Source organism: Chryseobacterium sp. ERMR1:04 (assembly GCF_001297705.1).
In the GTDB taxonomy this organism is placed as follows: domain Bacteria; phylum Bacteroidota; class Bacteroidia; order Flavobacteriales; family Weeksellaceae; genus Chryseobacterium.
In genome coordinates this window covers 238,028-251,407 of sequence record NZ_LIRF01000007.1, presented here as the reverse complement: position 1 = coordinate 251,407, position 13,380 = coordinate 238,028, and the positions used below count along the sequence as shown (strand labels likewise).

Genomic DNA, 13,380 nt, shown 5'->3' with positions numbered 1-13,380 from the left:
TAAAAAAATATTACATATGAAAATTATTATCACAGGTTCGTTAGGAAATGTAGCGAAACCATTAGCTCAACAACTTATTGCAGAAGGTCACGATATCACTGTAATCAGCAGTAATGAATCTAAAAAAAGTGAAATAGAATCTTTAGGAGCAAAAGCAGCCATCGGTTCTATTACAGATGTAGATTTCTTAGTTACATCTTTTGAAAATGCAGATGCCGTATTTTTGATGACGCCTCCCAACATGGGTGGAGTAAATATTGTTGAAAACACCATTAATGTAGGAAAAAATTATGCTGAAGCTATTTCAAAAACAGGCGTTAAAAAAGTAGTTATGCTCAGCAGCATCGGTGCTGAATCTCCTGTTGAAACAGGCCCGATAAAAGGACTCCACCATATTGAAAAATTATACTCCGATTTAGAAAATACCAATGTAACTTTCTTGAGAGCAGGATATTTCTACATCAATTTCTTTAATGATATTCCGTTAATTCAAAATGCAGGAATTATTGGGGCAAATTATCCTGAAAGTTCAAGTGTCCCATTAGTTCATCCGATTGATATTGCGAAGGCTGCTGCAGAAGAATTAGTAAAAGATTATGAAGGTAAAAACATAAAATATATTATAAGTGATGTGCGTCCAGCATCTGATTTTGCCAAAGTTTTCGGTGCTGCTATCGGAAAACCAGAATTGCCTTGGGTTGAATTTAAAGATGAAGATTCTTTAAACGGAATGCTACAAGCCGGACTTCCTCAGGAAATGGCTGAATTATATACTGAAATGGGAAGAGGGCTAAGAACGGGGGTTGTTCAAAAAGATTTTCTTGAGCATGGTTCGCCTGTTGAAGGAGAGATTAAGCTGGAGGAGTTTGCAAAAGAGTTTGCATTAAAATTCTAGTGATTATTTTCCTATGTCATTTTTACAAACAATTTTCGGCGAGCCTTTGGCTCGCCGAAAATTGTTTATATATTAAAAATTAATCCAAAAATTACTTTTTATCTTCCAAAGTCTCTTTCAATACTTTGAATTTTCCATCAATCGGCTGGGTAATTTTTAATCCTAAAATTTCAGCCACTAATGGATAAACATTTACGTTTGAAAATTCATCAATTACAACATTGCTTTTAAATTCGGGTCCCCAAGCAAAGAAAGTTGCTTTCATTTCAGGAACAAGCCTTGGATTATATCCATGTTTTCCAACTGATGTTTTCTTCCCTTTCTCTAAAAATATCTTCGGAGCTTTTGGAATTAAAAGTATTTGTCCGATTCTGTTGTATTGATCATCTTTACTTCCAAAATGAAGGTATTTAGGTAACTTTTTATCTAAATAAACTTCGTAATCATCTGTTTTATGAGCGTTCAATTCTTTATAAACAGCTTTTACTTCAGAAGGATTTTTTACAACCACTCTCAATAAGGTTTGAGAATTATAAAAGTCAAATCTATTTTTATCAAAAAGTAACGCAGGAATTTCAAGTGGCGTTCCTCCATCTACTTTAATCATTCCATGATCTGAAACAAAGACGAAGTTGACGTTTTTCAACCCTAAATCATTAACCTTTTGAACCAATTCCCCAATGGCTTTATCAATTAAATGCACAGCATCTTCCGTTTCTTTAGCTTCTGGTCCAAAGTGATGTCCGCTTCCATCCACTTCAGGAAAGTATAATGAAATAAAATGTGGCCTTTTATCCATCGGTAATTTTAACCAATTAACCACTTTTTCCACTTTTTCAGAAGGCGTAAATTTTTCGTGATACGGATAATAATAAGTCGGTCTTTTTCCTCCTGCATCACTTGCAGACCCAACCCACATTAAAGAAGCTGAGATCATTCCCTGTTTTTCAGCCAATCCCCAAAGCGGCGTTCCACCATACCAACTTCCGTCTTCTGCATTTTTCTTATCGCTCATGGCATACGATTCCTTTCTTTTATAATCGTAAAAAAAGTTATCTACCAAGCCGTGGTGAGCAGGATATAATCCGGTAATCAAACTCCAGTGATTCGGAAAAGTAATGCTCGGATAACTCGGGATCATTGCCTTTGCCTGAACGCCTTCATTTGAATATTTTAAAAGATTTTCAGCATTATACTTTTTAGCATAATCATATCGAAAACCGTCTGTAGAGATCATAATCACATATGGTTTTGTTTGTGCTTCAACTGTATTATACCTATTAGGAATAACGATTTGAGCAGTATCAACAGGCGCTTTTTGAGCAACCACCGTTAATGACATCAAAAGCATTAAAAAATGTAATCCTCGCTTCATTATAAAAATTTTTAGCAAAGTTACAGCCTGTACTTCTTACAGAAAAGTTTCCTGAGTTAAAAAAACATTAAAAGCTATTCGCCCATAAAAATAATTCGTCATTTAATAAATTCAACCTCTTTTTTATCCTATACTTCAATTGAATTTATATTCAACTCTTCATTATTTTGATTCCATTCTGTTAGCTCTTGATACGAAATAGGCCCTCCATAGATACTCATGTCTGTACCAATACAAAAATCAATTCTTCCGTTGCCTAAATCTTTAATGATATTAAGATCGGAAATGGAGCTAATCTCATCTGCATATATCATTTTTACGGGAAGATCTTCCCCCAATATTTTGATCAGATCAAATTCCAATTTGTTACCACATTTCTCGGACCTGAATCGATGAACAATTATTTCATCACAATAAGTCGCTAAATTTAAAAGAGAGGCCTGGTCTATTTTTACAGATACAGGTTCGCCCCAAGTATGAGTGACCATATGGTAATCCTTACCTTTTTTTCTATAGCTTATATCAAGCACGACCTTATCTTTACCCACCTTTTTCACCAACGACTTAAGATTCGCAAAATTAATCCCCCTGCCATTAAAAACATGGGAACTAACGATAATGTGGCTAGCGCCAGCATCCAGATAAACAGCGGCATTTTCGGCGGTAACCCCTCCTCCATATTTCATTCCATCATTAAGCATTCCTAATGCTTTTAATATTACCTCATCATTGCCTGATCCTAAAGAGAGAATATGTGCATTTTTCAACTTATCATGTTTGAATAATCTCGCATAATCGGCAGCCGTATATTCACTTTCAAAATGTTTTATAAAGGCTTTTTCTTTTCCTCCACGTAGAGAAGTTTCTATGGTGTGAACAACCTTCCCTCTAAATACATTAATACAGGGTCTAAATTTCATAATTTAATATAACTAAAATTATTTTTTTCTGATACTATATTGCTGAATGCATGGCTACATACACCTCCAGAATTTAAATATAATCCTACCCAAATTGGGGATATTATTGTCTGGTGAATCTCTCAATAGATGAAGAGTAATTAATAATTGTTGTCAAATGAACGATGTCATTTCATCATTTGATTTTAAATTAATAGATTATCCTTATAAACTCAAAGTTATTTGCTTTACATTAAAGCCAAATTCAAATAGGATTAGAATTCGGTTAAGCTAACATTAGAGTTTGATTAGAACTATTATAACACAACAAGTTCTGCACACTAAAATGAGTGTCCAGAAGCATTGCAAATTTTTATTTAATCTTAGAAAATTATAAATTGAGCGTTACCGTAATGATTATCAAAGGCTTGCTACAATAATCAATTTTATACCAAAGGCTGGAGGTGATGCACCATCTCAAATTGTGATATCCAGTTTTCAAGGCCTATTTTGGTTAGAAAGGCATGGCTACTTTCAGAAGAATCATCTACATTATTGATGGATATGGGTTGCCCTTCAACCTTCTGGTTTATTACCTCAAAAAGCTTGGTAGCAATGCCCTTTCTTCTATAGTTTTGATCAACAGCTATTTGATGTATCTTTTTGGTTGTAGGATTATAAATAGCATATCCCACCAATCCATCTGCCTGATAAGCACCAAGAATTAGACAACCTTTACGCATCTGTTCCAGCACAATAACAGAATTTTGCCATGAGGGTTCGATATCCCAGAAAGATTTGAATGTATCCCATTCAATATTTTCAATTTCCATTACAAGAACACCAGCATCCTTTTCTGAAGACTCAATATTTCCTTTGAAGCAAAGTAATTTTCGGGAAATAGTAAATCCTAAATTGGTATACGCTCTGATGGCAATCTTATTTTCTTCAAGAACTTCAAGCATCAGAACATCCGTCTTTCTATCTTTTAGCACCGGAAGAATATGATCATACATTCTTCTCACTAATCTTTGCCCGCGATACTCCTGAACGACTCCTGTTCCGGCATTATATACCATCCGTTTTCCGTTCTCTATTTTTTCAGCATGAAGGATAAAACTGACCAGCTGCCCTGCTTCGAAGCCTCCCACCGAAAGGCTCATCTCTATTTTTTCAGTTTCTATTTTTGATTTGAGCTGCTCTAAGGTTAAATGAAAAGGGATCAGATAATCAGAAAATGAAGTATTAAATACTGATAAAAGTTCCTCTAGATCAATACTTTCAAGGTTTTTACATTCCATGTATATTATTTTATGAATCAGAAATACGATTGACAAGAAAATATATCAATCGTATTTCAATTTTTACCCAATAAAAATACCTCTAAAATCTAGAGGTATTCAAAAAACATTATGCTTTTTTTACTTATTCTTTAATTAATTTCTGGTAAGATACACTTCCATCTTTTAATTTAACTTCAAAATAATAGCTTCCGGATTGCAGATCAGAAACATTGATATTTTCTCCGTTTATCTGCAAAGATTTTACCTTTCTTCCTGTTGCTTCATAGATATCAATAGATTTTATTTTATCAGCATTTTTGAAATTCACGGTTTCTTTTGCAGGATTTGGATAGAGAACAACTTTTTTATTTTCAGCTAACAGATCATTAGTTCCTAATGTTCCCGTCATGCTTAGTGTAGCATATCCTCTATTTCCTCCTCCATGATAACCACTTGATAAAGCAGTTCCGGGTCCTTTAGCAAAAAAGATATTCACACTTCCTGCAGCGTTTGCGATAGCCGTATCTCCCGCTCCTCCTGATAAAGATCTTGTGGCAACTACAGTTCTTATTCCTCCTGCAGTGGTATTTGAAGTTTGAGTCCAGTCTTGGGCTGCATCTGCTGTAGGCGTTACTCCAATTCCTCCAAAAGTATAATCTCTGTTGGTGGTAGAATTATAGATAAATCCGTCTGCTCCGGCTGACATTCCTGAGCCTACATTTCCGAAGCCAATTCCTAAATAGGAAGTATCAGCACCCGTAAGTGTTATCGTTGCTAAGGTTGAAGAAGTATCCAACTTTACCGTCATCCCAGTGGACCCCAAACTTACGGTACCAGAGGAAAACTGTGCTCCTACAGTGCTTGCAAGAGCTAAACTTAGTGTGAGTAAAACTTTTTTCATATATTAATTTTTTAAGAGGTTAATGATTTCTTTGTTGTTTGTTTGTAAAGCATATTCAAAAGGAGTCATTCCCATTGAATCTTTTTTAGATTTATCGGCTTTATATTTTACCAATAATTCTATTAATTCTTTATTACCAAATTTTACTGCCCAGAAAAGAGGTGTAGATCCTGTAGCATCTGCAATATTAGGATCTGCATTTTTGCTTAATAAATACGTTACTAAATCTTTATTGTACTTTACCGAAAGTCCGGCCAATGCTGTTCCTTCCTGACTTTTATAATTAAGATCTTTTACATGATCCATTAAAAATTTCGCCACTTCTGTGTTTCCTCTGTAGCAAGCCAAAATAAGGGGAGAAAAACCACTTTCATTGGTTTCATTGATGCTGTTGGGGTCTTTCTTCATCAATTCTTTAACCTCAGCCACAGTCCCATTTCTCGCAATATCAAAAATCGATTTTGCTTTTTCCTGAGCTAGCGCTAGCGAAAACCCTAAGAAAATATTGAGTATTAAGAGTAACTTTTTCATTATTTTGAAAGAATATAGTCATACTTAACATTCACATTTTCTGCTACTTTTTTAGAGACCATTTTAGGAATGGTTACATTATGATCTGCAGGTCTGGCTACAAAACCTCCTTGCATATAGATCTTACCATCCTTAGCATATAGCGTTGCTGATGAAGTAACCGCTTTATCTACCCCATGAAAATTAAGTTTCCCTTGTAATGTATATTTTTGTATGCTGTCTATGAGAACCTAGTATATTACTGAGTTTCCCATGAAATTAAGTTCCCTGTAGTATTTTTGTGGTGATGCTGTAAGTTTAGCTTTATCAAAATTAGCCAGCTTTCCTGTAAAAGTTGCTTTAGGATACTTTGCTGATTCTGCATAATTTTCATTGAAATGCTCTTCCATCAACTTCACAGTAAATTTATAGTTCTTCACCATAGAAACAGAAGCTATCTCCCCCGTATCAGCATTCAGAATAACCAAATTATTATTATCCTTCGCACTAATATCTTCAAACAACGGAACCGATGCTTCAAAGCTTACCTGCCCTGTTTTCGAACTGTATTTCTGAGCCCATGCAAGGTTACTACACAGCAACGATGCAACAATTAATACTACATTTTTCATATTCCAACTTTTTGTTTTAATTTTCTGTAAGACCGTCTGCTTTCCATTTAATAAAAAAATTAATCTGGGTTTGTGATAATGATGTACCTGGAGGCATTCTTCCGGCAGCACCTATCGGTCGTTGTATTCTGTCTATGATATTGTCTATATTCGCCTTTACCAGATTATAACTTGTTAGTGGTTTACTGGCTGCGGGACCTCCGGGGGAATGACATCCAATACAATTGGTTTCAATAATAGGCTTTACATCTGTTTCATATTTTACAACCTCTGTAATGGGAGTGTTATCTGAAATTTCTTCATAGGTTTTGCTTTCACAAGCCATTAATACAACCGCTGATGATAGTAAGTATAGTATCTTTTTCATATTAAAAAACTCTATAAAGGTTAAACCCAAAGAAAATTTGTCCTTTTTCCCATTTTCCGGCTGCGTTTGTAAGGTATCCAATGTCTGAATTAAGCTGAGAATTACTGAATACAAGTTGGAAAACGTGTCCGCCAGTTTCAATATCCATCCCCAATGATAAAGGATTTTTATAAAAACTGTGATTATCGAAGTTCACAAAATATTCTGCGTTGATAGAAATCCTTTTAGAAATTTTGTATCTCCCTCCCAGCCCTGTTAAGAACTGATTTTTATCTTCAATTTTCGGTTCATAAAGATTTTTGTGAACATAAGAAGGCGTTACCTGTAAAGAAAGTTTATCATTAAATCTTCTTGAGATCAAAGCCTGAGTAAGATAAGAAAGTCTGTCGCTGAACTGAAGGTGTGGATAACTGTCTTTATCTAGGGACGTATTCAGTGCTACCACATTATAACCCACAATATCTACTGGAAATTTGTCGTTCTGTTTTAAAAGACTGTATTTAGCTCCCAGTTCAAAAGTTTTCCCGTTTGTTTCTCTTGAAAAGCTCAAAGAAAGACCGTCTGTAACCCCATAAATAGCTCCCAGTTTGGTAGAAGCTTCATCAAGACCAAAGAAGTTTTTAAAACCTGTGCTGATGTCTCCAAAGCGATGGGCCACCACCATGTACCATTCATTTTTGGCGGTAAGTTTGGTAGATTGTGCAGTAACAATCTGTAAGCCTTTGAAAGCAGGCTGTGAAGTGTCTGTGTTTGTTTTGATAGTGTCAATATCTTTCAGCAAATCTTCCTGCGAGAAGGCAAGACTTGATGAAAGTATCGACAAAAATAATAGAGTTTTTGTCATATAAAATTTTTAATAAATATTAATATGACAAACTTATAGAGTTATGAATTCAAAAGTGTGTGATAAAAGTCACCGACTAAATAGTTTTTATCAATCACAGTATTAAAACATTATTTATTAGATTTGACTAACATTTTCATTTACAGGTATTTTGATTCCTTCTTTGGTCTGAGAGATTTCTCCTTCATTTTCAATTTTCTTCAAAACCCTGCTTACCACTTCTCTTGAAGTTCCTAAATTACTTGCGATTTCTCGGTGGGTTAGTTTTATCGGATGATTTCCTGTAATCGAAATCTGTTGTTTAATATAGCTTAACACTCTTCTGTCCAACCTATGAAAAACCGCTTCATTCACCATATTCATGACATCAGAAAAACGTTTATCATACTCGCTATAAAATAATCTGTTGATCTCCGGAAATTTAATCAGCCAGTCATGCACCACAGAAACGGGCACCAGCAAAACTTCTGATTCTTCTTCAGCTACTGCGTAGATCCTGCTCACATAATCGCCAAAAATAGATGAAAAAGTCATCAAACAGCTGTCATTAGGTCTTATGTAATAGTAAATCAGTTCTCTACCATCATTTAAGGAAAAAACTTTTATAGACCCTTTTATTAAGAAAGGAACATATTTATTTTTTGCCCTTCCCGAACAATTTCTGTTTTCGCCTTTATCGTAGTTATAATTGCGTTTTTTTGGATTTCACTTGAAAAATCAGCACCCAGAAACCCAAACTTATTAAGAATAAACTGATTATTTATCACATCCATTATATAAAATTTATCAGCAAATATATACAATTGAATAATCCTTAGGATAAATTTTTAATATTTATAAATTAATTAACTATAACCGATGAATTTGAAAGTATTTAAATGAATAATCTACTTATGGAATTTGAATTTTTGAATACAGGATAGAGAATTTGAATTGAATATATCACAATAAAGAATGCCCCAATAAATTGGGGCATTCTTATGTATGTTAAGAAAATCTTACGCTTGTACGTTGTTTCCACCTAATACGAAAGGCTCAACTTCTTTTATCTCTCCGAATTGTTGCTCGTAGTTAGTGATGTTTTGTTGAAGAGCAGCTAATACTCTCTTAGCATGAAGTGGAGCAAGAATAACTCTTGAACGCACGTTAGCTTGTTGAACACCCGGCATTAATTGGATAAAATCTACAACAAACTCAGATGGAGAATGGTTTACTAGAGCAAGGTTACAATATACCCCTGAAGCTACCATTTCGTTAAGTTGGATGTTGATGTTGTTTGGATCTTGATTTTGATTTTGATTGTCCATGTTTTCTTTAAATATTTTTTGTTTAAAAAGTTTCAGGCCTCTAATTTAAAATTTAAACTTGAATCCTGAAACTTTTCTTCACTTTTTAGTTAATATCTTCGAATTCTTTTTTAGAACCTACGATAACATTCTGATACTCTTTAAGACCCGTACCTGCAGGGATTCTGTGTCCTACAATTACGTTTTCTTTAAGACCTGTTAAGTAATCTACCTTACCAGCAACTGCTGCCTCGTTAAGAACCTTAGTTGTTTCCTGGAATGATGCTGCAGACATGAATGACTTAGTTTGAAGAGCCGCTCTTGTAATACCTTGCAATACAGGCGTTGCTGTAGCTGGTAAAGCTTCTCTTACTTCAACTAAAGCCTGATCTTCACGCTTCAATTTAGAATTTTCGTCTCTTAATTCTCTTGCAGTAATCATCTGACCTGGCTTGAATTCTTTAGAATCACCAGCTTCTGTTACTACTTTAAGACCGAATACTCTGTTGTTTTCTTCTAAGAAATCAAATTTGTGCTCTAACGCTCCTTCAAGGAATTGAGTATCACCTCCATCAACGATAGATACTTTCGTCATCATCTGTCTTACGATAATTTCGAAGTGCTTATCATCAATTTTCACCCCTTGTAGACGGTAAACTTCCTGAATTTCATTTACTAGATATTCCTGAACCGCCGTTGGACCTTTGATTCTTAAGATATCGTCTGGTGTAATAGAACCGTCAGAAAGTGGAGAACCTGCTCTTACGAAGTCATTTTCCTGAACCAAGATCTGGTTAGATAATTTAACTAAGTAGATTTTTCTTTCTCCAGTTTTTGCCTCAACAATAAGTTCACGGTTACCTCTTTTGATTTTTCCGTAAGAAACTACACCATCGATCTCTGTAACAACCGCTGGGTTTGAAGGGTTTCTTGCTTCGAATAATTCGGTAACTCTTGGAAGACCTCCGGTGATATCCCCTGCTTTTGCAGATTTTCTTGGGATCTTGATTAAGACTTTACCAGCCTTAATTTTTTCACCATCGTTTACAATTAAGTGGGCTCCTACCGGTAAGTTGTATGCTTTCTGCTCAACTCCTTTAGAATCTACCACCTTCAATGTAGGTACGGCTTTCTTATTTCTAGATTCAGAGATTACTTTCTCTTCAAATCCTGTTTGTTCGTCAATTTCCAATTGGAATGAAATACCTTGGATAATATCTTCATACTCTACCTTACCGGCAGTTTCTGCAATAATTACCGCGTTGTACGGATCCCATTTTGCAATAAGATCTCCTTTTTTCACTCTATCACCAGCTTTAACTGCTAATTGAGATCCATAAGGTACGTTAGCAATCATCAATGGAGTTTTAGATTCGTTATCTGCAACCAATCTAAATTCTGTTGTACGAGACACTACTACTTCCGCAGTATTACCGTGCTCATCTTCAGATGTAATTGTTCTTACATCATCCATTTCAACGATACCGTCTCTTCTAGCCACAATTGATGGGTTTTCAGAAACGTTCGTAGATACACCCCCTTGGTGGAAAGTTCTCAGTGTTAACTGAGTACCTGGCTCCCCAATAGATTGTGCACCAATTACACCTACTGCTTCACCCATGTGGATCACTTTACCTGTTGCTAAGTTTCTTCCGTAACATTTAGCACAGATTCCTTTCTTAGTTTCACAAGTTAATGGAGAACGAACTTCAACTGCTTCTAATCCAGCTTGCTCAATTCTCTTAGCCAGTGTTTCATTAATCACCTGATCTGCTTCAGCAATAAGCTCATCACTTTCAGGGTCATAAATATTATGAAGAGAAACTCTACCTAAAATTCTTTCAGAAATCTTTTCAACAATCTCATCATTTTTCTTTAATGCAGTAACTTCAGTACCTCTTAAAGTACCACAGTCTGCTTCAGTAATGATAACATCCTGAGCAACGTCTACCAATCTTCTCGTTAAGTAACCCGCATCGGCAGTCTTCAATGCGGTATCCGCAAGACCCTTACGAGCACCGTGAGTAGAGATAAAGTATTCTAGGATCGAAAGACCTTCCTTAAAGTTTGCAAGAATCGGGTTTTCGATAATCTCCGCACCAGTAGAACCGGCTTTCTGCGGTTTTGCCATCAAACCTCTCATCCCTGATAACTGACGGATCTGTTCTTTAGAACCCCTCGCCCCAGAATCAAGCATCATATATACAGAGTTGAACCCACCTTGGTCGGTTTTCATTCTGCTCATGATCATTTCAGTTAATCCGGCGTTGGTATTAGTCCAAACGTCAATTACCTGGTTATAACGTTCTGTATCTGTAATTAGACCCATGTTATAGTTGGCTCTAATTTCATCTACAGTAGAAATTGCAGTAGCAACCATTGCTTTCTTCTCAACAGGAACCACGATGTCTCCTAATGAGAATGAAAGACCTCCTTTAAATGCATTTGAATACCCTAAGTCTTTCATTGCATCCAAGAACTTCACCGTTGTAGGGAAATCTGTATCATCAAGGACTCTACCGATAACGTTTCTTAATGATTTCTTTGTAAGAAGTTCATTAATATATCCTGACTGTTTAGGAACGATTTGGTTGAATAAAATTCTACCAACAGAAGTTTCAATTAATTTTGTTGAAATCTCACCGTTTTCTTTAACAGGTAGTCTACATCTTACTTTAGCATTTAAAGATACTTTTCCTTCTGCGTAAGCAATTTCTGCTTCTTCAGGAGAATAAAATGCAAGACCTTCTCCTAAAACTTTCTTATCTTCTGTAGAGCTTAATTCTTTAGTCATGAAATATAGACCAAGAACCATGTCTTGAGAAGGTACCGTAATTGGAGAACCATTTGCAGGGTTCAAGATATTTTGAGAACCTAACATCAATAACTGAGCTTCAAGGATTGCTTCAGGGCCTAACGGTAAATGTACCGCCATCTGGTCACCATCGAAATCGGCATTGAAGGCCGTTGTTACTAACGGGTGTAGTTGGATTGCCTTACCTTCGATCATCTTAGGTTGGAAAGCCTGGATACCTAGTCTGTGAAGCGTAGGTGCTCTGTTCAATAGAACAGGGTGACCTTTCATCACGTTTTCAAGGATATCATAAACTACTGGTTCTTTTCTGTCAATAATTCTCTTTGCAGATTTTACTGTTTTTACAATCCCTCTTTCAATTAGTTTTCTAATGATAAATGGTTTGTATAATTCCGCAGCCATATCTTTTGGAATACCACATTCGTGAAGCTGTAAGTTTGGACCTACAACAATTACTGAACGTGCAGAGTAATCTACCCTTTTCCCTAGTAAGTTCTGACGGAAACGACCTTGCTTACCTTTCAATGAATCTGAAAGTGATTTCAATGGTCTGTTTGATTCAGATTTTACTGCAGAAGATTTTCTTGTATTATCGAATAATGAATCTACTGATTCCTGAAGCATACGCTTCTCGTTTCTCAAGATTACTTCAGGAGCTTTGATCTCCAATAATCTCTTCAAACGGTTGTTTCTGATAATAACTCTTCTGTAAAGGTCATTTAAGTCGGAAGTAGCGAAACGTCCTCCATCCAATGGAACTAATGGTCTTAATTCTGGTGGAATAACAGGAAGTACACGCATGATCATCCACTCTGGTCTATTGATCATTCTAGTGTTAGCACCTCTCAATGCTTCTACAACGTTCAATCTTTTCAGGGCTTCAGTTCTTCTTTGTTTAGAACCTTCGTTGTGAGCTTTGTGTCTCAAGTCGAAAGACAAAGCATCAAGATCAATTCTTCTTAATAATTCTTCAACCGCTTCAGCACCCATTTTAGCAATGAATTTGTTTGGATCAGAATCATCAAGATATTGATTTTCTACAGGAAGAGTTTCCATGATATCAAGGTATTCTTCTTCTGTAAGGAATTCTTTATCATCAAAATCAGAACCATCTAATTTCTTAGCGATACCTTGTTGAATAACAACATATCTCTCGTAATAGATGATCATATCTAATTTCTTAGAAGGTATCCCTAAAAGGTAACCGATTTTGTTTGGTAAAGAACGGAAATACCAGATGTGAGCGATAGGAACAACAAGGTTGATGTGCCCGATTCTCTCTCTTCTTACTTTCTTTTCTGTAACTTCTACTCCACAACGGTCACAAACGATCCCTTTGTAACGAATTCTCTTGTATTTACCACAAGCACATTCGTAATCCTTAATAGGACCGAAGATTTTTTCACAGAACAAACCATCTCTTTCAGGTTTATGCGTTCTGTAGTTAATAGTTTCCGGTTTTAGAACCTCCCCTCTAGAATCCTGTAAAATGGATTCCGGAGAAGCTAAACCGATGGTTATTTTATTAAATCTACTTGATTTATTTTTATTTGACATTTTTTAGATTTTAGAT

General features: G+C 35.6%; 12 protein-coding genes. 1 reads left to right on the top strand and 11 read right to left on the bottom strand.

From position 1 onward, the window contains the following. The first annotated feature begins 16 nt into the window (after positions 1-16). Complete coding sequence (locus tag AMQ68_RS15865) at positions 17-895, top strand: NAD(P)H-binding protein (protein WP_054511593.1); 879 nt, start codon at positions 17-19, stop codon at positions 893-895. 91 nt (positions 896-986) lie between these two features. Here AMQ68_RS15865 and AMQ68_RS15860 read toward each other — a convergent pair whose 3' ends face one another. From AMQ68_RS15860 to rpoC, 11 genes are all read right to left on the bottom strand, one after another. Next, the gene (locus tag AMQ68_RS15860; protein WP_082384123.1) at positions 987-2,270 is read right to left on the bottom strand and encodes an ectonucleotide pyrophosphatase/phosphodiesterase; all 1,284 of its coding nucleotides are present in this window, start codon (positions 2,268-2,270) and stop codon (positions 987-989) included. 128 nt (positions 2,271-2,398) lie between these two features. Further along, entirely contained in the window at positions 2,399-3,190 is a 792-nt protein-coding gene (locus AMQ68_RS15855) for a HisA/HisF-related TIM barrel protein (RefSeq protein ID WP_054511592.1), read from the bottom strand. Between the two features lie 425 nt (positions 3,191-3,615). Continuing rightward, complete coding sequence (locus tag AMQ68_RS15850; RefSeq protein ID WP_054511591.1) at positions 3,616-4,470, bottom strand: GNAT family N-acetyltransferase; 855 nt, start codon at positions 4,468-4,470, stop codon at positions 3,616-3,618. Between the two features lie 124 nt (positions 4,471-4,594). Next, a complete protein-coding gene (locus AMQ68_RS15845; RefSeq protein WP_054511590.1) occupies positions 4,595-5,353 on the bottom strand; it encodes a T9SS type A sorting domain-containing protein in 759 nt (252 codons plus the stop codon). A 3-nt stretch (positions 5,354-5,356) separates the two neighbouring features. Then, on the bottom strand, positions 5,357-5,884 hold the full coding sequence (locus AMQ68_RS15840; RefSeq protein WP_054511589.1) for an ankyrin repeat domain-containing protein: 528 nt from the start codon (positions 5,882-5,884) through the stop codon (positions 5,357-5,359). A gap of 230 nt (positions 5,885-6,114) precedes the next feature. Next, a complete protein-coding gene (locus AMQ68_RS25665; RefSeq protein ID WP_241775150.1) occupies positions 6,115-6,495 on the bottom strand; it encodes a hypothetical protein in 381 nt (126 codons plus the stop codon). A 16-nt stretch (positions 6,496-6,511) separates the two neighbouring features. Beyond that, complete coding sequence (locus AMQ68_RS15830) at positions 6,512-6,862, bottom strand: cytochrome c (RefSeq protein WP_071254866.1); 351 nt, start codon at positions 6,860-6,862, stop codon at positions 6,512-6,514. A gap of 1 nt (position 6,863) precedes the next feature. Further along, the gene (locus AMQ68_RS15825; RefSeq protein WP_054511587.1) at positions 6,864-7,706 is read right to left on the bottom strand and encodes a DUF5777 family beta-barrel protein; all 843 of its coding nucleotides are present in this window, start codon (positions 7,704-7,706) and stop codon (positions 6,864-6,866) included. A 117-nt stretch (positions 7,707-7,823) separates the two neighbouring features. Then, entirely contained in the window at positions 7,824-8,240 is a 417-nt protein-coding gene (locus tag AMQ68_RS25660) for a Crp/Fnr family transcriptional regulator (RefSeq protein WP_241775167.1), read from the bottom strand. A gap of 464 nt (positions 8,241-8,704) precedes the next feature. Further along, positions 8,705-9,013 carry a DUF3467 domain-containing protein gene (locus AMQ68_RS15815; RefSeq protein ID WP_054511586.1) on the bottom strand — a complete coding sequence of 103 codons (309 nt, stop codon included), beginning with the start codon at positions 9,011-9,013 and terminating at the stop codon, positions 8,705-8,707. Between the two features lie 85 nt (positions 9,014-9,098). Then, complete coding sequence (gene rpoC / locus AMQ68_RS15810) at positions 9,099-13,364, bottom strand: DNA-directed RNA polymerase subunit beta' (RefSeq protein WP_054511585.1); 4,266 nt, start codon at positions 13,362-13,364, stop codon at positions 9,099-9,101. Positions 13,365-13,380: the final 16 nt, after the last annotated feature.